The sequence below is a fragment of the Massilia forsythiae genome (genome assembly GCF_012849555.1).
Taxonomy (GTDB): domain Bacteria; phylum Pseudomonadota; class Gammaproteobacteria; order Burkholderiales; family Burkholderiaceae_D; genus Telluria; species Telluria forsythiae.
The window spans coordinates 5,153,396-5,173,900 of record NZ_CP051685.1; the positions used below are offsets into that span (position 1 = coordinate 5,153,396).

At 69.5% G+C, this 20,505-nt stretch carries 20 protein-coding genes; 14 read left to right on the forward strand and 6 right to left on the reverse strand.

Annotated elements, in window-relative coordinates; translation table 11 throughout:
* Positions 1-8: 8 nt before the first annotated feature.
* From nadB to HH212_RS21610, 3 genes are all read right to left on the reverse strand, one after another.
* The gene (gene nadB, locus HH212_RS21600) at positions 9-1,637 is read right to left on the reverse strand and encodes an L-aspartate oxidase (protein WP_170204381.1); all 1,629 of its coding nucleotides are present in this window, start codon (positions 1,635-1,637) and stop codon (positions 9-11) included.
* A gap of 158 nt (positions 1,638-1,795) precedes the next feature.
* Complete coding sequence (locus HH212_RS21605) at positions 1,796-3,058, reverse strand: glycosyltransferase family 4 protein (RefSeq protein ID WP_170204382.1); 1,263 nt, start codon at positions 3,056-3,058, stop codon at positions 1,796-1,798.
* Positions 3,058-4,389 carry a glycosyltransferase gene (locus HH212_RS21610; protein ID WP_170204383.1) on the reverse strand — a complete coding sequence of 444 codons (1,332 nt, stop codon included), beginning with the start codon at positions 4,387-4,389 and terminating at the stop codon, positions 3,058-3,060. Before HH212_RS21610 ends, HH212_RS21605 begins: the two co-directional genes overlap by 1 nt.
* A gap of 395 nt (positions 4,390-4,784) precedes the next feature.
* Between HH212_RS21610 and HH212_RS21615 the strand changes: the two genes are divergently transcribed.
* From HH212_RS21615 to HH212_RS21630, 4 genes are all read left to right on the forward strand, one after another.
* Positions 4,785-5,282 carry a pyridoxamine 5'-phosphate oxidase family protein gene (locus HH212_RS21615; RefSeq protein ID WP_170204384.1) on the forward strand — a complete coding sequence of 166 codons (498 nt, stop codon included), beginning with the start codon at positions 4,785-4,787 and terminating at the stop codon, positions 5,280-5,282.
* Between the two features lie 237 nt (positions 5,283-5,519).
* Positions 5,520-6,140 (forward strand): nicotinamide riboside transporter PnuC, encoded by a 621-nt coding sequence (gene pnuC / locus HH212_RS21620; RefSeq protein WP_170204385.1) that lies wholly within the window; start codon positions 5,520-5,522, stop codon positions 6,138-6,140.
* A complete protein-coding gene (locus HH212_RS21625) occupies positions 6,137-7,483 on the forward strand; it encodes a Xaa-Pro dipeptidase (RefSeq protein ID WP_170204386.1) in 1,347 nt (448 codons plus the stop codon). Before pnuC ends, HH212_RS21625 begins: the two co-directional genes overlap by 4 nt.
* An 85-nt stretch (positions 7,484-7,568) precedes the next feature.
* On the forward strand, positions 7,569-7,904 hold the full coding sequence (locus HH212_RS21630; protein WP_170204387.1) for a four-helix bundle copper-binding protein: 336 nt from the start codon (positions 7,569-7,571) through the stop codon (positions 7,902-7,904).
* A gap of 1 nt (position 7,905) precedes the next feature.
* On the opposite strand, the gene HH212_RS21635 is transcribed toward HH212_RS21630, so the two are convergent.
* Positions 7,906-8,271, reverse strand: coding sequence for a hypothetical protein (locus tag HH212_RS21635; protein ID WP_170204388.1), 366 nt, complete (start codon positions 8,269-8,271; stop codon positions 7,906-7,908).
* Between the two features lie 37 nt (positions 8,272-8,308).
* Positions 8,309-8,587 carry a hypothetical protein gene (locus HH212_RS21640; protein ID WP_170204389.1) on the reverse strand — a complete coding sequence of 93 codons (279 nt, stop codon included), beginning with the start codon at positions 8,585-8,587 and terminating at the stop codon, positions 8,309-8,311.
* A 164-nt stretch (positions 8,588-8,751) separates the two neighbouring features.
* Here HH212_RS21640 and HH212_RS21645 point away from each other — a divergent pair, with 164 nt between their 5' ends.
* The 9 genes from HH212_RS21645 (at position 8,752) to kdpE (ending at position 19,631) form a co-directional block, all read left to right on the forward strand.
* The gene (locus HH212_RS21645) at positions 8,752-9,915 is read left to right on the forward strand and encodes a tyrosine-type recombinase/integrase (protein WP_170204390.1); all 1,164 of its coding nucleotides are present in this window, start codon (positions 8,752-8,754) and stop codon (positions 9,913-9,915) included.
* A gap of 178 nt (positions 9,916-10,093) precedes the next feature.
* On the forward strand, positions 10,094-10,888 hold the full coding sequence (locus tag HH212_RS21650) for a TorF family putative porin (RefSeq protein ID WP_170204391.1): 795 nt from the start codon (positions 10,094-10,096) through the stop codon (positions 10,886-10,888).
* A 175-nt stretch (positions 10,889-11,063) separates the two neighbouring features.
* The gene (locus HH212_RS27115) at positions 11,064-11,156 is read left to right on the forward strand and encodes a potassium ABC transporter ATPase (protein ID WP_211172391.1); all 93 of its coding nucleotides are present in this window, start codon (positions 11,064-11,066) and stop codon (positions 11,154-11,156) included.
* Complete coding sequence (locus HH212_RS21655) at positions 11,153-11,242, forward strand: potassium-transporting ATPase subunit F (protein ID WP_170204392.1); 90 nt, start codon at positions 11,153-11,155, stop codon at positions 11,240-11,242. Before HH212_RS27115 ends, HH212_RS21655 begins: the two co-directional genes overlap by 4 nt.
* Positions 11,242-13,053, forward strand: coding sequence for a potassium-transporting ATPase subunit KdpA (kdpA, locus tag HH212_RS21660; RefSeq protein WP_170204393.1), 1,812 nt, complete (start codon positions 11,242-11,244; stop codon positions 13,051-13,053). The genes HH212_RS21655 and kdpA overlap by 1 nt, the downstream gene beginning before the upstream one ends.
* A 16-nt stretch (positions 13,054-13,069) precedes the next feature.
* Positions 13,070-15,223: a potassium-transporting ATPase subunit KdpB gene (gene kdpB, locus HH212_RS21665; RefSeq protein ID WP_170204394.1), complete on the forward strand. Its 2,154-nt coding sequence runs from the start codon at positions 13,070-13,072 to the stop codon at positions 15,221-15,223.
* 80 nt (positions 15,224-15,303) lie between these two features.
* Positions 15,304-15,954: a potassium-transporting ATPase subunit KdpC gene (kdpC, locus tag HH212_RS21670; protein ID WP_170204395.1), complete on the forward strand. Its 651-nt coding sequence runs from the start codon at positions 15,304-15,306 to the stop codon at positions 15,952-15,954.
* Positions 15,944-18,889 (forward strand): DUF4118 domain-containing protein, encoded by a 2,946-nt coding sequence (locus tag HH212_RS21675; RefSeq protein ID WP_170204396.1) that lies wholly within the window; start codon positions 15,944-15,946, stop codon positions 18,887-18,889. Before kdpC ends, HH212_RS21675 begins: the two co-directional genes overlap by 11 nt.
* A gap of 46 nt (positions 18,890-18,935) precedes the next feature.
* Positions 18,936-19,631: a two-component system response regulator KdpE gene (kdpE, locus tag HH212_RS21680; RefSeq protein WP_170204397.1), complete on the forward strand. Its 696-nt coding sequence runs from the start codon at positions 18,936-18,938 to the stop codon at positions 19,629-19,631.
* A 269-nt stretch (positions 19,632-19,900) separates the two neighbouring features.
* Here kdpE and HH212_RS21685 read toward each other — a convergent pair whose 3' ends face one another.
* A complete protein-coding gene (locus HH212_RS21685; RefSeq protein ID WP_170204398.1) occupies positions 19,901-20,224 on the reverse strand; it encodes a hypothetical protein in 324 nt (107 codons plus the stop codon).
* Here HH212_RS21685 and HH212_RS21690 point away from each other — a divergent pair.
* Positions 20,223-20,504, forward strand: coding sequence for a Flp family type IVb pilin (locus HH212_RS21690; RefSeq protein ID WP_229217401.1), 282 nt, complete (start codon positions 20,223-20,225; stop codon positions 20,502-20,504). The two genes, HH212_RS21685 and HH212_RS21690, sit on opposite strands and share 2 nt — an antisense overlap.
* Position 20,505: the final 1 nt, after the last annotated feature.

Sequence of the window (20,505 nt, forward strand, 5' to 3'; positions counted from 1 at the left end):
GCAGCAGGCTAGCGCCGGCGCGGCGTCAGTACGCTCGGCAGCGCCTTCGGCAGCGTATCCGGGTAGTCGCGCGAATAGTGCAGGCCGCGGCTTTCGCGGCGCGACAGGGCGGCGGCCACGATCAGTTCCGCCACCTCGACCAGGTTGCGCAGCTCGAGCAGGTCGCTGGTCACGCGGAAGTTGCGGTAGTACTCGTCGATCTCTTCCTTCAGCAGCTTGATGCGGTGCTGGGCGCGTTCCAGGCGCTTGGTGGTGCGCACGATGCCGACGTAGTTCCACATGAAGCGGCGCAGCTCGTCCCAGTTGTGGGCGATGACCACTTCCTCGTCGGCATTGGTAACGCGGCTTTCGTCCCACGGCGGCAGCTGCGGCGATTCCAGCGGCTGCGCGGCGGCGATGTGGCGCGCGCAGGCGCGCCCGACCACCAGGCATTCCAGCAGGGAATTGCTGGCCAGGCGGTTGGCGCCGTGCAGGCCCGTGTACGCGGTCTCGCCGACCGCGTACAGGCCGGGGATGTCGGTGCGGCCGACCAGGTCGGTCACCACGCCGCCGCACGTGAAGTGGACAGCCGGCACCACCGGGATCGGCTGTTGCGTGATGTCGATGCCCAGCTCCAGGCAGCGTGCGTAAATGGTGGGGAAATGTTCCTGGATGAATTCGGGCGACTGGTGCGAGATGTCCAGGTGCACGTAGTCGAGGCCACGCTTCTTCATCTCGAAGTCGATGGCACGCGCGACCACGTCGCGCGGTGCCAGTTCGCCGCGCTCGTCATGGGCCGGCATGAAGCGGGTGCCGGCGGCGGCGCCGGCTTCCGGCGGCAAGATCAAGAGGCCGCCTTCGCCGCGCACCGCCTCGCTGATCAGGAAGGACTTGGCGTACGGGTGGTACAGGCAGGTCGGATGGAACTGGATGAATTCCATGTTCGACACGCGGCAGCCGGCGCGCCAGGCCATGGCGATGCCGTCGCCGGTGGCGGTGTCGGGATTGGTGGTGTACAGGTAGACCTTGCCGGCGCCGCCGGTGGCCAGCACGGTGTGCTCGGCCTGGAAGGTCAGTACCGCGCCGCTCCGTTCGTCCTGCACGTACAGGCCGTGGCAGCGCGGCTGGCCGACCAGGCTGGGCGCGCCGCCATGCACGCCGGCCGGGGTCAGCTTGTCCGAGGTGATCACGTCGATGGCGCAATGGTGCTCGAACAGCGTGATGTTCGGGTGCGCGCGCACCTTCTGTTCCAGCGTGACCTGCACCGCGTGCCCGGTGGCGTCGGCGGCGTGGATGATGCGGCGCTGGCTGTGGCCGCCCTCGCGGGTCAGGTGGAAGCCGAGTTCCGCGCTCTCGTCGCGGGTGAACGGCACGCCTTGCTCGATCAGCCATTCGATCGATTCGCGCCCGTGCTCGACGATGTAGCGGGTGGCCGCTTCGTCGCACAGGCCGGCGCCGGCGACCAGGGTGTCGGCGATATGCTGGTCGTGGCTGTCTCCGGAGTCGAGCACGGCGGCGATGCCGCCCTGCGCCCAGTTGCTCGCGCCATCCAGCAGTTCACGCTTGGAAACGATGGCGACCTTGCGCGTTTGCGCCAGATGCAGGGCGACCGACAGGCCGGCCAGGCCGCTGCCGACGATTGCTACGTCAAATTTCATCGCAGTCTAGTGGTTTTATAAGGAGGCATCACTATAGAGCATTTGCCGTGCGAATGCCCGGCCGATCGGCTGCGCACGGGGCAGGGCCTGCGGTGCCTGTCCACGAGCGGACGGACGCCCCCGCCGCCGCGACCGCGTCCCGCCGGTGCCGGATGCGCTCAGCCTCGCCGCGCCTGCGCCAGCACGTCCTGGTACAAACGCCGGTAGCGCGCGGCGGTCGCCGGCCAGCTGTGCTGCGCCGCCGCCTGGGCCGCGGCGGCTTGCCCCAGCGCCGGCAACAGTGCGGGCCGGGCCAGCAGCCGCGCCAGCGTCTCCGCCAGCGCATGCCGGCTGCCGGCACGAAACAGCATGGCGCTGTGGCCGTGCACCAGCAGTTCGCGGTGGCAGGCGATGTCGGAAGCGACGATGGCGCAGCCCTGCGCCATGGCATTGAGCAGATGGCGCGACGCCACCGGCGTGGACGCGCTGCACAGCGCCGGAAACACCGCGATGTCCGCGCGCGGCAGCAGGTCCGCCACCCGGCGCGACGGCATGGCGCCGGTGACTGCCACGCGGCCGCGCATGGCGGACGCGCCGATGCGCCGGGCGAGTTCGTCCTCGCGCGCGCCGCCGCCGGCCACCACCACGCGCAGCGCGGGATGACGGCGCCGCAGCGCCGGCAGCACCGCCAGCAGCAGGTCGATGCCGGCCTCGCGTTCGAGGCCGCCCGCATGGGCCAGCAGCGGCGCGTCCGCCAGGCCGGGCGGCGCGGGATCGCGGCGCGGGGTGCCCGCGAATTCGGCGGCCGGCGGAATCACCCGGATGCGCCGTCCGCCGAGGCCGGCGCCGCGCAGAGCCGCGCGTAATTCGGCGCTGGACGCCGCCAGGGCGCCGGCGCGCTCCAGCGCCCAGCGTTCCCAGGACGGCAGCGTGCGGTCGGCGGCGCGGCGCCCGGCTTCCGCCACCGCCGGCAGGCGGGCGCCGCACAGCGCCGGGAATGCCGCCATCGCCGTCCCGTGCCCGGCATGCACGTGGATCAGGTCGGGCCGGGTCAGGCGCGCCACCCGGCGCACGCGCAGGGCGAACGCCGCCATCGCCGCCGCCCGCGACAGCGCCGGCGCATGGCGCGCGGGCAGGCGTTGCAGCACGGCGGCAGGCAGCCAGGCCGGTGCGGCGGTGCGGTAGATGTGCCAGCCGGGGTCGGGTAGGTTGGCATCGCACCGGCCTGGATGCGGCGCCGGCGCGGCGCCGTGCGGCGTGGCGTCGGCGCAGACAGCAGAAAGACCCGGCAGGGCAGAAAGGCTGGGCACGGCAAGGCAGGGCGCCGCCAGGTGCACGGTCTGCACGCCTTGGGCGCGCAGCTGCTCGATCAGCGCCAGCGTGCGGCTGCGGTAATCGGTCGGGCGCAGCACGGCCGCATCGAGCAGGTGCAGCACGCGCATCAAGGCTCCCGCCCGGCCGCGCCGCCAGCGCCGCCGGCGCCGGACGGGCCGAGGCCGGCCATCCTGCCGGCCTGCCCGGCGCTGCCGTGGGCCGGGGCGGCATCCGGCGATCCGGCCAGGCTGTCGGTCAGGTTGTCGTAGATGGCGAGGTAGTCGCGCGCCATGGCCGGGATGCTGTGGCGCGCGATCACCTGGCTGCGCGCGCGCGCGCCGTGGCGCAGCGCCATCTCGGGGATGCGGCAATAGTCGGCGATGGCGGCGGCCAGCAGTTCCGGCTGTAGCGGCGGCACCAGGATGCCGGTGAAGCCCGGATGCACCAGTTCCGTATTCCCGCCGACCGCGTTGGCCACCACCGGCAAGCCGCTCGCCATCGCTTCCAGGATGGCGTTGGCGCGGTCCTCGGCGGGCGCGGGCAGCACGAACAGGTCCATCGCCCGCAGCAGCTGGGCGGTGTCGGCGCGCGCGCCCGGCAGCCAGGCGCGCTGGGCGGCGCCGGCGCGGTTCAGCAGCGCCTGGCATTCGGCGCGCTCCGGCCCCTCGCCGGCGATCAGCAGGCGCAGGCGCGCATGCGCGGGGTGGGGAGAGGCGATCAGCCGCAGGAATGCCTCGACCAGGGTCGCATGGCCGCCGTGCTCGTCCATGGCGCCCACGCAGCCGATCACGAACACGTTGTCCTGCATGAAGCCGGGCGGGCCGACCGCGGCCGCCGGCCCCAGGCGCGGGTGGAACTGCACGCTGTCGACGCCGTTGGCGATCTGCGAGACGCGCGCCGGCTCGGCGCCGACCGAGTCGACCAGCCACTGTTCCAGGTCGCAGCTGACGGCGATGACGTGGTCGATCAGCGGATACAGCAGCTTGCGCAGCAGGCGTGCCCCCAGGCGGCCGCCGCTGTCGTGCAGGGCACGCCGGTGTTCGGCGTGCACCCGCAGCGGCACCCCGGCCAGGGCCGCCACCACCTGGGCCAGCAGGCCGGCGCGGTTGCGCGTGTGGACCAGGTCGGGGCGCAGCCGCCGCAGGGCGCGGAACATGCGCAGGTAATGCAGCGGATCGCGGCCTTCGCCCTTGTGCAGGTTGACGATCTCGACGCCTTGCGTCAGCGCCCCGGCCTGGTCGCCGCCGCGCTCGTGCAGGCAGACGACGGCGTGGCGGTAGCGCTCGCGCGGCAGGTGGCGGATCAGCTCGAGCAGGCCGTTTTCGCGATGCGCACCGTCGAACGTGTCGACCAGGTGCACGATGAGCCGCGACGCGGGTTGCACGCCGGGTTGCTCGCCGGAGGGCGAGGGGTCATCCGGAAAGGGCGGCGCGACGCCGGCGGAATCCTTGGCGCCCATGCTTCATCCATGGGTCCGTGCCCAATGCCGGCATGCGCGTGCTGGAAACGTGGCGGAAGGCGCATGGCGGTGGTGGCGGATCATGTCGGGCTGCTCCATGCTCGGGTCGGAAGGGCGCGCGGAATGGTTTCCAGCGCATGGAAGCCATTATATTGCGCTGCAAAGGCGGGTTTTTTTCGCTCTCCAGCGCCGTTGACTGGTCTCAAAAACTGCCTGGATAGAGGCGCAATCGACGCAAAACCTGTGTCGCCGACGCCTTGGCGTCGCCGGACAGCGATCCGCGCCACGTACAAGCCGTATCATTTTGTACATGGTTCGCCGCCGCACGGAAGCGCTGGCCGATCGCGTCCAGAATGGGGGTTCTTTGATGAATCAAGAACCATGAGGATACGCATATGACCACGCACGACAGCAGCAACATCGCCGAAATGGCATCCAAGATCAGCGACGTTCGCTTCCCGATGTTCGTCTGGCAAGACCAGCACGGCCACCTGCTCAGCCAGCCGATGACCAAGGAAAAGGTCGACGACCAGGGCGGCATCTGGTTCTTCACCTCGACCCAGACCGGCCTGTGGAACTGCATCGGTCCGCGTCCGCTGGTCAACCTGGCGTTCTCGGAGCCGGACGACAGCCTGTACGTGTCGATCAGCGGCACCGCCGAGCGCGTGGTCGACCGCGAGAAAATCCGCGCCATGTGGAATGCCGGCGCCCAGGCCTGGTTCCCGGCCGGCCCGGACGACGAGCACGCCGTACTGATCCGCGTCGACCCGCACTCGGCCGAGTACTGGGACACCCACGACAGCAAGATGGTGCAGCTGTTCGCCATGGCCAAGGCCGCCATCACCGGCGACAAGCCGGACCTGGACAGCGACCACAAGACCGTGATGCTGTAATCGCGGCGGCAACGCCGGATTCGCCCTCCACGGAGGGCGGTAGTATTGCTGCACCGATCCTGATGTCTGCATCGGTCCGTAGGGTGGACGTGGCCGGCGAGGCGGCTTCGCCGTCCACGCGTTCATCCGGCCCCAACGCATCCGGTCGTTCCACCTTGCAATAAACACAGCTTGTGGCGTACAGTACGCGCTTCTCTCGACAGGAGCCGCAATGGCGCAGCGCACGCAGGGCAAGGCATGATCTCCGCATTGGAACTGGCCGCCAACGCCTTCACCGCGGCCGCCATCGTGCTGGCCGGCCGCAACAACGTCTACACCTGGTGGACCGGCATCGTCGGCTGCACCCTGTTCGGCGCCCTGTACCTGCAAAACCACCTGTACGCCGACGTCACGCTGCAGGTATTCTTCGTCCTCACCAGCGTGTATGGCTGGTGGAAATGGCTGCGCGGCGCCCACGGCGAGCCGCTGCCGATCACCCATGCGACGCGCTCCACGCTGGGCTGGACCGCCGGCGCCGGCATCGCTGCCACGCTGGCCTACGGCACGCTACTGCACGCCACCACCGACGCCTACGCACCGTTCCCGGATTCGACCGTGCTCGTCTTCTCCATCATCGGCCAGGTGCTGATGATGCAGCGCCGCGTCGAGAACTGGTCCTTCTGGGTGCTGGTCAATACCATCGCCGTGCCGCTGTACGCCAGCCGTGGACTGGTGCTGACCAGCGTGCTGTACGCCGGCTTCTGGGTCAATGCCATCGTTTCCTGGCGCAACTGGCGCCGGCTGGCGCGCGCTGCAGCAGCCGCCAGCGCGGCCGCTGCCGTCGTCCCTTCCTCGTCCACCGAAAGACTGTCCTCATGAACTTCCGATTGCGCGCGGCCGTGCTGGCCGCGCTGGGCGCCGCCGCGTCCATCTCGTCCATCGACGCCGGCGCCGCCGCTCAGGGCGGCACGCCGCCGGCGCTCGCGCAGCCGTCCGCCCAGGCCGTCACCGCCATCCGCGCCGGCCGCCTGGTCGACGTGGTCGCCGGCAAGGTGCTGGCCGACCAGGTCATCCTGGTCAGCGGCGAGCGCATCCTGTCGGTCGGCCCGGCCGCCGGCGCCGTCGTTCCGGCCGGCGCCCGCATCGTCGACCTGTCCGGCGCCACCGTGCTGCCGGGGCTGGTCGACGCCCACGTGCACCTGACCGGCGACCCCACGCTGCACGGCTACCAGTCGCTGGGCGTGTCCGACATCCGCGCCGCCATGTACGGCGCGCACGCGGCGCAAGTGACGCTGGCGGCCGGCTTCACCACGGTGCGCAACGTCGGCGCCGGCGGCTTCGGCGACGTGGCCCTGCGCGACGCCATCGATGCCGGCGAGCTGCCCGGGCCGCGCATGCGCGTGGCCGGCTACGCGCTCGGCATCAAGGGCGGCCACTGCGACAACAACCTGCTGCCCAACGATTTTCATTACGCCGAGCAGGGCGTGGCGGACGGCCCGTGGCAAGCGCGCGCCAAGGTGCGCGAGATGGCGAAATACGGCGCCGACACCATCAAGATCTGCGCTTCCGGCGGCGTGCTGTCCAAGGGCGACGAGGCGGGCGCCCAGCAATACACACTGGAAGAAATGCAGGCGATCGTCGAGGAAGCGCACAAGCTGGGCCGGCGCGTGGCCGCCCATGCGCACGGCGCCAGCAGCATCCGCGATGCCATCCTGGCCGGGGTCGACTCGGTCGAGCACGCCAGCCTGATCGACGACGAAGGCATCCGCCTGGCGCGCCAGAAGGGCACCTATCTCGTCATGGACATCTACAACGACGACTACATCCTGCAGGAAGGCGCGAAAGTCGGCATGCTGCCGGAGTCGCTGGAAAAGGAACGCAAGGTCGGCCAGGTCCAGCGCGACAACTTCCGCAAGGCCTGGCAGGCCGGCGTCAAGATGGCCTTCGGCACCGACGCCGGCGTCTACCCGCACGGCGACAATGCGCGCCAATTCCGCTACATGGTGCAGTACGGGATGACGCCGATGCAGGCGATCCGCGCCGCCACCATCGACGGCGCCGACCTGCTCGGCTGGAAGGACCGCATCGGCTCGGTCAGCGCCGGCAAGTTCGCCGACCTGATCGCGGTGCGGGGCGATCCGCTGGCCGATCCGGCCGAACTGACGCGCGTGCGCTTCGTCATGAAGGGCGGCACGGTGGTCAAGGACGCGGACGCGCGCTGAGCGCGGTTGTTTTCCACTGGGTATCGTCCGGGCGATCCCGGACCGCCATGCTAGGCTGCTGTTTTCAGCGAACCAGGAGCCCAGCATGCCCCAAGACCGATTCCGAGCCTGTATCGAAGCCTGCTACGCCTGCGCCGCGGCGTGCGACCACTGTTCCAGCGCCTGCCTGCAGGAAGACGACGTCAAGATGATGGCGCGCTGCATTGCCCTCGACATGGATTGCGCCCAGCTCTGCCGCACGGCCGCCGCCTTCATGGCGCGCGGCAGCGACTCCGCACATGATCTGTGCCGCCTGTGCGCGGATGTCTGCGCCGCCTGCGCCGACGAGTGCGGCAAGCACGACATGGACCACTGCCAGGCCTGCGCCGCCGCCTGCCGGCGCTGTGCGGAAGAATGCCGGCGCATGGCGGGCGCCGCCTGATTCAGTCCCGGCGCGGCGGCGCCAGGTCGCCTTCGTCCTGGTTGGCGCCGGTTTCCGGCGTGCCCAGTCCGGTCGAGCCGGGATCGGCCTGGTCGCTGCGCGTGTCCAGGTGGCCGCGGCCCATGGCGGTGGCGGCCGTATCGGCGCCCTCCGGCGCGGCTTGCGCCGGCGATGCGTCGCGGCCCTCGCCGCCGGCGCCAGGCTGAGGAGCCGCGCGCGGTGCGCTTTCGGCGTCCTTCGGCTTGGTCAGGGCTTCTCCGCCGCTGCCGCCGGTTTCCGCCATGGTTTCATGGGTCGGCGTCGCACCCTGTTCGCCGCTGGTGGTATGGCCGATGCTGGCGTCTGCATTCGCATTGTTCGTGCTCATGTATGTTCTCCGGTTCGATTGAAGGTCTGCGCCGCGTTCACGCCTGGATCTCGGACGTGCCACCGCCGGCGCTGCCCGCCTCCTGCAACTGGTCCAGCGTCAGCCGGCGTTCGTTGAGGGCGGCCAGGATCGTTTTCAATTGTTCCTGGTCGGGTTCGATGTAGACGATGCGCTGCTCGATCTGGTTGTTCCAATAGGGCGTGTACGGCACGTCGGTTTCCGTCATGACCTTGGCGGCGAAGCTGCCGTCGTCCAGTTCGCCGAACAAGGTGATGCGGACGGTGTCCGGGGTGGTGTTGTTGACCGTGATGCTCATGCGCTTTCCTTCCGGCTGATTGGTAAGTTGTCAGGGATTCATTGTCCCGTACGTCAAGGATGGCTGCAAACACGATTGGCCGGCGCCCGCGACGCACGCGCCCATACTGGCCACGGAGCAAGATGCTATACTGTACATAGATACAGCATTTCCTTGTTCCTTCCATGCCAGACTTCACGCCCATCGACCTCGGCCCCGCGGCTCCCGACGCCATCGTCAGCGCAGAAAGCGGGCGCCTGCACGTGAAGATGTACCGCGTCGCCGACGATGCGATCACCGAAGCCGGCACCGACATCGAGCTGGCGCGCGAATTCATCGCGCACGGCGAGCTGAGCGCCAAGTCGATCCAGAACAACCAGAAGGAGCTGTTCCGCTTCCTGACCTGGTGCCGCGAAGAGGCGCACAAGACGCTGGCCCAGCTCAACCTGGCCGACCTGAACGGCTACAAGGAATTCCTGCGCAATCCGCCGCCCGAATGGGTCTCGACCACCAAGTGGCCGCGCAGCGACCCGCGCTACCGGCCGTTCACCGGTCCGCTCTCGGACGCCAGCCGGCGCCAGGCGCTGATCGCGGTGAAGGGCTTGCTGGGCTTCGCCGAGCAGACCGGCTACCTGCGGCGCAACCCCGGCGCGCTGGTGCGCAACGTGCGCGCGCCATCCAGCAGCCGCATCACGCGCTACCTGACGCAAGGCGCGATCGCGCTGGCGCTGCAGACCGTGTCGGCGCGCCCGGCCGAGACGCCGGCGGCGCTGCGCCGGCGCGCGCGCGACCGCTTCCTGCTGGTGGCGTTCGCCCATACCGGCGCGCGCCTGAACGAGATCGTCGGTGCGGTGATGGGTTCGATCTACACCGAGGGCAACGGCCGCTGGTGGCTGGACGTGGTCGGCAAGGGCAGCAAGCCGCGCCGCCTGCCGGTGCCGCCCGACATGCTCGATGCGCTGCGCACCTACCGCGAAGCCTTCGGGCTGCCGCCGCAGGCCGGGCGCAGCGACCGCACGCCGCTGGTGCTGTCCAGCCGCAGCCGGGTGCCGGCGCGCATCACCGACGAGGCGGCATCGGAAGCGATCAAGGCGGTGTTCGCCGACGCCGCGCTGGCCGCCGACGCCCAGGGCGACGGCGACACCGCCGCCACGCTGCGCCACGCCTCGGCGCACTGGCTGCGCCATAGCATGCTGACCAACCACGCCAACAACGGCGTGCAGTTGAAGACCCTGCAGGACACCGCCGGCCACGCCAGCATCGCCACCACGGCGGCCTACCTGCACAAGACCGACAACGAGCGCTACGACGAGATCATCGGTTCGGCGAGCGGCAGGGGCATCCTGTAGCGGCTTGTGTAAATAAACCGTTTATCTTGAAACCGGTTCTTTTTAGACCCTATTTACGGCCCCGGTCCTAGACTCCTTTCCGTCGCCGGCGCGCTCCCACGCAGCGCGCCGGCGGCGGAGTCGGCGCCGGCATGCGCGACAGCCATGCCCGCCATCGTCATCAACCGACAAGGACACCATGAACAAAACGATCGTTGCGCTGGCCGCCACCTGGCTGGCCGCGGCGCCGCTGCATGCCCAGGAAGCCGCGCCCACCGACACCGGCGCTGCCACCGGCCCCTCTGCCGGCACTATCGCCTGGAACGCCGCGCTGGTCTCGGACTACCGCTACCGCGGCATTTCGCAAACCCGCCTGCGGCCGGCGCTGCAGGGCGGCGCCGACTACACCGATGCCGCCGGTGGCCTATATGCCGGCACCTGGCTGTCCACCATCCGCTGGAGCAAGGATGCCGGCGGCGGCGGCGACGTCGAGTGGGACCTGTACGCCGGCAAGCGCGGCGCGCTCGGCGCCAATGCCACCTACGACGTCGGCGTGCTCGGCTACGTCTATCCGGGCAACGGACTGAAGGACGTCCCCGGCTTTGCCGACGCCAATACCTTGGAGCTGTACGCCCAGGTCGGCGCCGGGCCGGCCACCGTAAAATATTCCGTCGCCACCACCAACCTGTTCGGCCTGCGCGACAGCCGCTACAGCGGCTACCTCGACCTCGGCGCCAACCCCGACCTCGGCAATGGCTGGACATTGAACCTGCACGCCGGGCGCCAACAGGTGCGCCACAGCGCGAACGCCTCGTACACCGACTGGAAGGTCGGCGTGGCGCACGCCTTTGATGGCGCCGACGTCCTCCACGGCGTCACCGTCTCGCTGGCGCTGGTCGGCACGAATGCCGACCGCGCCGCCTACGCCTCGCCGGCCAACGGCAAGTTCACCGGCCGCAGCGCACTGGTGGCCGGCATCGCCAAGGTGTTCTGAGCGCCGCCGCGTCGACATGGCGGCGTTTACATCGCGTTTACAGCGGCCCGCCGCTTCTTTACACCGATTTTAGGGGCGGGCCGCTAAGCTCGAATCATGGCATTCGCACACGGATCGGCGCCGTCCATCGGCGCCGATCCGCCCCGCTTTTCAATTTACCTTCTCGAGGTATTGCATGGATATCGTTTATATCGGCGCGATCGCCGCGCTGTTCGCCCTCGTGTGGGGCATGGCCGCCGGCTGCGCGCGCCTGGGAGACAAAGAATGAACCCGATCTACCTGGCCGGCGCGCTCGCCGCCGGCGCCCTGGTCGCCTACCTGCTGGTTGCTCTGTTCAACGCGGAGGAACTGTGATGGGCACGCCATCCTGGCTGCTGCTGGCAGCCTTTTTGCTGGTCGTATTGATGCTGGCGTGGCCGCTGGGCCGCCTGCTGGCGCACGTGGCCGGCCCGGGCGGCGCCGCCGTTCCCGGCCTGAACTGGCTGCGGCCGCTGGAGCGGGCGCTGTACCGCGCCGCCGGCATCGACGGCGGCGCCGGCATGGGCTGGCAGGCCTATGCGCTGGCGCTGCTCGCGTTTAACGTGGCCGGCACGCTGCTGGCGTACGCGCTGCAGCGGGTGCAAGCCTGGCTGCCGTTCAATCCGCAGGGCCTGGCCAATGTCAGCCCCGACTCGGCCTTCAATACCGCGGTCAGCTTCGTCGCCAACACCAACTGGCAGGGCTACAGCGGCGAACAGACCATGAGCTACGCCACGCAAATGCTGGCGCTGACCTGCCAGAACTTCTTTTCGGCGGCCACCGGCATCGCCGTGGTGTTCGCGCTGGTGCGCGGCTTCGCCGGCCGCTCCGCCCACGCCATCGGCAACTTCTGGGCCGATCTGGTGCGCATCACGCTGTACGTGCTGCTGCCGCTGTCGCTGCTGTTCTCGGTGCTGCTGATGGGGCAGGGCGTGATCCAGAATGTTTCGGCGTACCGGCAAGCGCAGCTGGTCGAACCGCAGGCCTATACCCAGCCGCGCACGGGCGCCGACGGCCAGCCGGTCCTGGATGCCGCCGGCAAGCCGGTCGCCGACGAACTCACCGCGACCAGCCAGAGCATCGCCATGGGCCCGGTCGCCTCGCAGGAAGCGATCAAGATGATCGGCACCAACGGCGGCGGCTTCTTCAACGCCAACTCGGCGCACCCGTACGAGAACCCGACGGCGCTGACCAACTTCGCCCAGATGGTCGCCATCTTCCTGATCCCGGCCGCGCTGTGCTTCGCCTTCGGCCACCTGGTCGGCGACCGCCGCCAGGGCTGGGCGGTGCTGGGCGCGATGACGCTGATGTTCGCCGCTGCCGCAATGGCCGTCATGGGCGCCGAGCATGCGGCGCACCCGGCGCTGCAGGCGCTCGGCGTCGACCAGGGCGCAAGCGCGCTGCAGGCCGGCGGCAACATGGAAGGCAAGGAAGTCCGCTTCGGCATCGACGCCTCGGCGCTGTTCGCCGCCGTCACCACCGCGGCATCCTGCGGCGCGGTGAATGCCATGCACGATTCCTTCACCCCGCTGGGGGGCGCGGTGCCGCTGCTGCTGATGCAGCTGGGCGAAGTGGTGTTCGGCGGGGTCGGCTCGGGCCTGTACGGCATGCTGGTATTCGCCATCATGGCGGTGTTCATCGCCGGGCTGATGATCGGCCGCACGCCGGAATACCTGGGCAAGAAGATCCAGGCCTACGAGATCAAGATGACCTCGATCGCGATCCTGGTGACGCCGCTGCTGGTGCTGCTCGGGACCGCCGTCGCGCTGATGAGCGAGGCCGGCCGCGCCGGCATCGCCAACCCCGGCGCACACGGCTTCTCGGAAGTGCTGTACGCGTTCAGCTCGGCCGCCAACAACAACGGCAGCGCCTTCGCCGGGCTGTCGGCCAACACGCCGTTCTACAACGCGATGCTGGCGCTGGCGATGTGGCTGGGGCGCTTCGGCGTGATCGTGCCGGTGCTGGCGGTGGCCGGTTCGCTGGCCGCCAAGCGGCGCCTGCCGGTGACGGCCGGCACCATGCCGACCCACGGTCCGATGTTCGTGCTGCTGCTGGTCGGCGTGGTGCTGCTGGTCGGGGTGTTGAACTACGTGCCGGCGCTGGCCCTGGGGCCGGTGGTCGAACACCTGCAGCTGGCTGCCCATTGAACCTGGAGTGATCAACATGTCCGAATCCGATACGATCGTAAAACCCCTGGCGGCACCCGCCGCGGCGCTCGATGCGCTTCCAAACGCGCTGCCCAAGCGCCTGCCGCTGTTCGACGCCGCCATGCTGGTCCCGGCGCTGGCGGACGCCTTCAAGAAACTGAGCCCGCGCACCCAGCTGCGCAGCCCCGTGATGTTCGTGGTGTACGTGTGCAGCATCCTCACCAGCCTGCTGTACCTGCAGGCGCTGGCGGGGAACGCCGAGGCGCCGCCCGGCTTCATCCTGGCCACCGCCGTCTGGCTGTGGTTTACGGTGCTGTTCGCGAACTTCGCCGAGGCGCTGGCCGAAGGCCGCAGCAAGGCGCAGGCGGCTTCGCTGCGCGGCCTGAAGGAAAGCGTGATGGCCAAGAAGCTGACGGCCGCATCCAACCCCGCCACGTCGCTGCGCAAGGCCGGCTGGCTGCCGTGCCCGGCCACCGACCTGCGCAAGGGCAACCACATCCTGGTCGAGGCCGGCGACGTGATCCCGATCGACGGCGACGTCGTCGAAGGCATGGCCTCGGTCGACGAGAGCGCGATCACCGGCGAATCGGCGCCGGTGATCCGCGAATCCGGCGGCGACTTCTCGTCCGTCACCGGCGGCACCCGCGTACTGTCCGACTGGCTGGTGGTGAAAGTCAGCGCCAACCCGGGCGAGACTTTCCTCGACCGCATGATCTCGATGGTCGAAGGCGCCAAGCGCAAGAAGACCCCGAACGAGATCGCCCTGAGCATCCTGCTGGTGGCCTTGACCATCGTGTTCCTGGTGGTGACGGTGACCTTGTTGCCGTTCTCGCTGTTCGCGGTGGACGCCGCCCATGCCGGCGCGCCGGTCACGGTCACGGTGCTGGTGGCGCTGCTGGTGTGCCTGATCCCGACCACCATCGGCGGCCTGCTGTCGGCCATCGGCGTGGCCGGCATGAGCCGCATGATGCGCGCGAACGTCATCGCCACGTCCGGGCGCGCGGTGGAAGCGGCGGGCGACGTCGACGTGCTGTTGCTTGACAAGACCGGCACCATCACCCACGGCAACCGCCAGGCCGCCGCCTTTTTGCCGGTGCGCGGCGTCACCGAGCCGCAACTGGCCGAGGTCGTCGCACTGGCGTCGCTGGCCGACGAGACGCCGGAAGGACGCAGCATCGTGGCGCTGGCACGCCAGCGCAGCGCGGCGCAACTGCCGGACCTGGCATCGCTGGATGCCGAGCCGGTGCCGTTTTCCGCCAACACGCGCATGAGCGGCATCGACATCGGCACGCGCCGGCTGCGCAAGGGCGCGGCGTCGGCAGTGCAGCGCCACGTCGAAGCGCTCGGCGCGGCCTTGCCGCCGGACGTGATGCGCGCGGTGGAGGATGCCGCGCGGCGCGGCAGCACGCCGCTGGTGGTGGCCGACGGCGTGCGCGTACTGGGCGTGGTCGAACTGAAGGACATCGTCAAGGCCGGCATCAAGGAGCGCTTCGCCGAGCTGCGCCGCATGGGCATCAAGACCGTGATGATCACCGGCGACAACAAGCTGACCGCGGCCGCCATCGCCGCCGAAGCCGGGGTCGACGACTTCCTGGCCGAGGCCACCCCGGAAGACAAGCTGGCCCTGATCCGCGACTACCAGAAAGAAGGGCGGCTGGTGGCGATGACGGGCGACGGCACCAACGACGCCCCGGCGCTGGCGCAGGCCGACGTGGCGGTGGCGATGAACAGCGGCACCCAGGCGGCGAAAGAGGCCGGCAACATGGTCGACCTCGACTCGAACCCGACCAAGCTGCTGGAAATCGTCGAGATCGGCAAGCAGATGCTGATGACGCGCGGCGCCCTGACCACGTTCTCGATCGCCAACGACGTCGCCAAGTACTTCGCCATCATCCCGGCCGCCTTCGTCGGCACCTATCCGCAGTTGCGCGCGCTGGACGTGATGCACCTAGCCAGCCCGGCCTCGGCGATCATGTCGGCGGTGATCTTCAACGCCCTGATCATCGTGTTCCTGATCCCGCTGGCGCTGCGCGGCGTGCGCTTGCGCGCCATCGGCGCCAGTGCGCTGCTGCGCCGTAACCTGCTGGTGTACGGACTAGGAGGTATCATCCTGCCGTTCATCGGCATCAAGTTGATCGACCTGCTGCTGGCAGGATTGCATCTGGTGTGAAGCAGGCACATCGTCGTTTCCGGCAACCATGGCCGCCAAGGCCGGGAACGACGATCGGCTGCCTATACAAGGAGAACAACATGTCATCGCTTACTCATTCCACCATCAATGACGCACGCACCCCGGCCGCCGCGCCCGTGCTGCGCCCGGCCCTGGTGCTGCTCGGCGCCTTGACCCTGCTGTGCGGCGCGCTGTACCCGGCCGCCGTCACCGGCATCGGCCAGGCCGCCTTCCCGCACCAGGCCAACGGCAGCCTGGTCGAAACGCAGGGCCGCGTGGCCGGCTCAATCCTGATCGGCCAGACCTTCAGCCAGCCCGGCCACTTCTGGGGCCGCCCCTCGGCCACTGCGCCGATGGCCGCCAACGCGGCCGGCTCGGGCGGCTCCAACCTGGGGCCGACCAACCCGGCGCTGGCCGATGCGGTCGCGGCGCGCGCCGCCGCGCTGCGCCGGGCCGACCCCGGCAACCGCGCGCCGATCCCGGTCGACCTGGTGACCGCCTCAGCCAGCGGCCTGGACCCGGACATCAGCCTGGCCGCGGCGCGCTGGCAAGCCGGCCGCGTGGCTGCCGCGCGCGGCCTGGCCCCTAGCCAGGTGCAGGCGCTGATCGACGCCCACGCCGACAAGCCCTGGCTCGGCCTGTTCGGCGAGGCGCGCGTCAACGTGCTGGCGCTGAACCTGGCGCTGGATAGCGCCGCGGCCGGCGGCGCCAGGGAAGTGCATGGCCACTGATCCGGACGGCCGCGCGGACGCAGACCCCGTCGTGCCCGACGATGCGCGCCGCGGCGACCCGGACGCGCTGCTGGCGCAGTTGCAGGCGCGCGAACGGCGCGCCGTGCGCGGGCGCCTGCGCATCTACTTCGGCGCCTCGGCCGGCGTCGGCAAGACCTACGCGATGCTGTCGGCGGCGCGCGCATTATTGGCAACCAGTGTGGTAAACGGCGTGGCAACCAGCACGGTAGACGGCACGGAAAACGGCGCGGCAACCAGCGCGGCCGGCGGCGCGGCGGCGGGCAGCCCAACGCCGCTGGTCGGCATCGTCGAGACCCATGGCCGCCACGAGACCGAGGCGCTGCTGGACGGCCTCGACCTGCTGCCACGCCGTGCATTTTCCCATCGCGGCGCGCAGTTGGCCGAGTTCGACATCGACGCCGCGCTGGCGCGCCGGCCGGCGCTTGTGCTGGTGGACGAACTGGCGCACACCAACGCGCCCGGCTCGCGCCACCCGAAGCGCTGGCAGGACGTCGAGGAACTGCTCGGCGCCGGCATCGACGTCTACACCACGGTCAACGTGCAGCACCTGGAAAGCCTGAACGACGTGGTCGGCGGCATCACCGGCGTGCGCGTGGGCGAGACGGTGCCGGACAAGGTGTTCGACGGCGCCGACGAGGTGATCTTGGTCGACCTGCCGGCCGACGAACTGCTCGCGCGCCTGCGCCTCGGCAAGGTCTATCAGGCGGCACAGGCCGAGCGCGCCGGCCGCAATTTCTTCCGCAAGGGGAACCTGATCGCGCTGCGCGAGCTGGCGCTGCGCCGCACCGCCGAGCGCATCGGTGACGACGTGCGCGCCTACCGCATCGAAAAATCGATCGAGCCGGTGTGGGCGACCGGCGCCGCGCTGCTGGCCTGCATCGGCAGCGGCGACGCGGCCGAACGGGTGGTGCGCAGCGCGGCGCGCCTGGCCGGCCAGTTGAATACCGGCTGGCACGCGATCCACATCGAGACACCCAGCCTGCGGCGGCGCCCGGCGCCGCAGCGCGAACGCACGCTGGACGCCTTGGCGCTGGCGCGCGAACTGGGCGCCGTCACCGCCGTATTGGCGGCCAACGAGGTCGAAGCGGCCGCGGTGGAGTATGCGCGCAGCCACAACCTGGCCAAGATCGCGATCGGCCGCGCCGCGCCAGGCCGCGCCGCGATCGGCCGGGCAGCATTGCGCCGCTGGCCGTGGCAACCGGCGCGCGGGCGCCGCTTCGCCCGCCTGGCGCCCGACATCGACCTGGTCGAGGTCGGCGACGGCAACGCCGCCCCATCCCGCGCCGCGCCGCGGTCGACGGCGGCCGCGGCGCCGGCGTCCGGCCGGCTGCGCCGTTACGCGCTGGCGCACGGCGCCGCCGTGGCCGCCAGCCTGGCGATGGCCTTGCTGGCGACGACCAGCCTGGGCAAGCTGGAACTGGCGAACATCGCCATGCTGTTCCTGCTGGTGGTGCTGCTGGTGGCGGTGCGCCTCGGCCGCGGGCCCTCGGTGACCGCCACCTGCGTCGGCGTGGCCTGCTTCGACTACTTCTTCGTGGCGCCGCGCTTCGCGTTCGCGGTATCCGACTTCCAGTACCTGGTCACCTTCGGCGTGATGCTGGCGGTCGGCCTGATCACCGGCCACCTGACCGCCGGCCTGCGCTTCCAGGCGCGCGTGGCGGCCGAGCGCGAGGGCAGGGCGCGCGCCTTGTACGAATTCGCGCGCGCCCTGTCGGGCGTGCTGCAGACCGAGCAGGTGTACGAAGCGACGCGCGACGCCATCGCCGCCAGCTTCGGGGTGCGCACCGCGCTGCTGCTGCCGGACGGCGACGGCCGCCTGCAGGCGGCCCCCGACGCCGGCACGGCCGGCACGGCAGCGATCGCCGGCATCGACCCCGGCATCGCCCAATGGAGCTTCGACCGCGCCGCGCCCGCCGGCAGCGGTACCGACACCCTGCCGGCCAGCCCGGTGTTCTACATGCCGCTGGTGGCGCCGATGCGCACGCGCGGCGTGCTCGCCATCGAGACCGGCGCCGCGCGCTGGCTGCCTGAGCCGGAGCAGCGCCAGCAGCTGGACACGTTCGCCGCGCTGGCGGCGATCGCGCTGGAACGGGTGCACTACATCGACGTGGCGCAGGACGCGCTGGTCAAGATCGAATCCGAACGGCTGCGCAACTCGCTGCTGGCGGCGCTGTCCCATGACCTGCGCACGCCGCTGACGGCGCAGATCGCGCTGGCCGAATCGCTGTCCTCGTCCCGGCCGCCGCTGGCGCCGCACCAGCAGGCGATGGCGGCGGCGCTGCGCGAGGAAACCATGCGCCTGGGGATGCTGGTGACGAACCTGCTGGAGATGGCGCGCATCGAAAGCGGCGAAGTGAAGCTGAACCTGCAATGGCAGCCGGTCGAGGAAGTCGTCGGCAGCGCCCTGCGCGCCAGCCGCGCCGCCCTGCAGGGCCGGCGCGTCGTCACCGAGCTGGCGCCGGACTTGCCGCTGGTGCGCTTCGACGCCATGCTGATCGAACGGGTGCTGTGCAACCTGCTCGAGAATGCCGGAAAATACACGCCGCCGGACAGCGCCATCACCATCGGCGCGGCGGCGCGCGTGCGCTGGCTGGACCTGACGGTGGCCGATGACGGGCCGGGCCTGCCGCCGGGCCAGGAAGAAGCGGTGTTCGAGAAGTTCGCGCGCGGCGAGCGCGAATCGGCCAAGCCGGGCGTCGGACTCGGGCTGGCGATCTGCCGCGCCATCGTCGGCGCCCACGGCGGCACGATCGTGGCGCGCAACCGGCCGCAGGGCGGCGCCGCCTTCGTGTTCACGCTGCCGCTGGGGACGCCGCCGGCGCTGCCGCCGCCCGAGATGCCGCTGGACATGCCGCTGGCGGAGGCGCTGCCGGCGGACCGGGAAGCCGATGGCGGCGCGGCCGGCGCGGCGTGATCGCGCTGGCCGCGCATGACGAGATCAACTGGAGTGAACGAAGCAAATGACTGAACCCACAGCCACCGCCCTGCTCGTGGAAGACGAGCCGCACATCCGCCGTTTCGTGCGCGGCGCCCTGGAACAGGAAGGCTGGCACGTACACGAAGCCGCCACCTTCAAGCGCGGCCTGATCGACGCCGCCACGCGCAAGCCGGACCTGGTCATCCTCGACCTCGGCCTGCCGGACGGCGACGGCGTCGATTTCATCGGCGACCTGCGCAAGTGGTCGGCGGTGGCGGTGATCGTGCTGTCGGCGCGCGTCAACGAGGACGAAAAGATCCGCGCGCTGGACGCCGGCGCCGACGACTACCTGACCAAGCCGTTCGGCGTGGGCGAACTGCTGGCGCGCGTGCGCGCTTCGCAGCGGCGCCAGCGCGGCCCGGCGGCGGACATGGATGGCATGGTCGCGTTCGGCGAGGTCACGGTGGACCTGCAGAACCGCCGCGTCACCCGCGCCGGCGAAACGGTGCGCCTGACGCCGACCGAGCACCGCCTGCTGGCGGCGCTGGTGGGGCAGGCCGGCAAGGTGATGACCACGCCGCAGCTGCTGCGCGCGGTGTGGGGACCGAACCAGGCCGATAACGCCCATTACCTGCGCATCTACATGAGCCACCTGCGCCACAAGCTGGAAGACGATCCGGCCCAGCCGCGTTGGCTGATCACGGAAACCGGTGTCGGGTATCGCTTGCAATTGCCATAGGCAGCGGCGGTATTCGGTCGGCAACATCGAATGCGTGAAAACGATCCACGATTGCATTCGATATTGCATGGCCGTGCATTCGGTATCGGCATTCATGCGCGATGCCGCATGCGGCAATAAAATATCTTTCTAAAAAGCTCTTTCTATATTGCACGATAATAGCGCAGTATTCCAATCTATTCGTGTCAGGCTGTAATTTGACTCGGCACAACGAGTTGCCGAGCCTGTTTCTTTATCATTCTCGCTTGCCGTCGGCGCCATTCCCGGAATCAATTCGATCCTGATTCCGGAACCGGCCATCGGCTTGATCGAAAATGATTTTTGGAGAAACAGTGAAAGCGAATTCCGTCCCGGCATGCATCGTCCACGTCTGGTTCTGCATTGCCGCCTGCTTTTTCTTTTGCCTTTCTCCGGCGAAAGGATATCCGCAAACGGCTTTCCATTTTTCCGATTGAAAAATAAAAAGACCAGGCAATGAGTTGCTTGTCGCGGAATGCATCGCCATTCAATCCGAAATAATTCATGCGGCAATATTCGGCAATACCGATGGCCTGGTATTGCTTATTCAAAAGACCAACTTCAGGAGTGTTCATGAAAATGAATAGCAAGCTTTCGGCCAATGCACAACGCGGCCAGGGAATGATGGAATACATCATCATCGTCGCCCTGATTGCCGTTTCGGCGATCGGCGTGTATGCCATGTTCGGCAAGACCGTGCGCAACCAGACGGCCGGCCTGGCGAATGAAGTCGCCGGCAAGCCATCGCAGGACATGATCACCAAAGCCGGCGCCGCCGCGCAAAGCGCGGCCACGCGCGGCGACACGACCAAGGGCATGTCCGAGTACAACCGGGAAAACGACGCCGGCCAGTGAG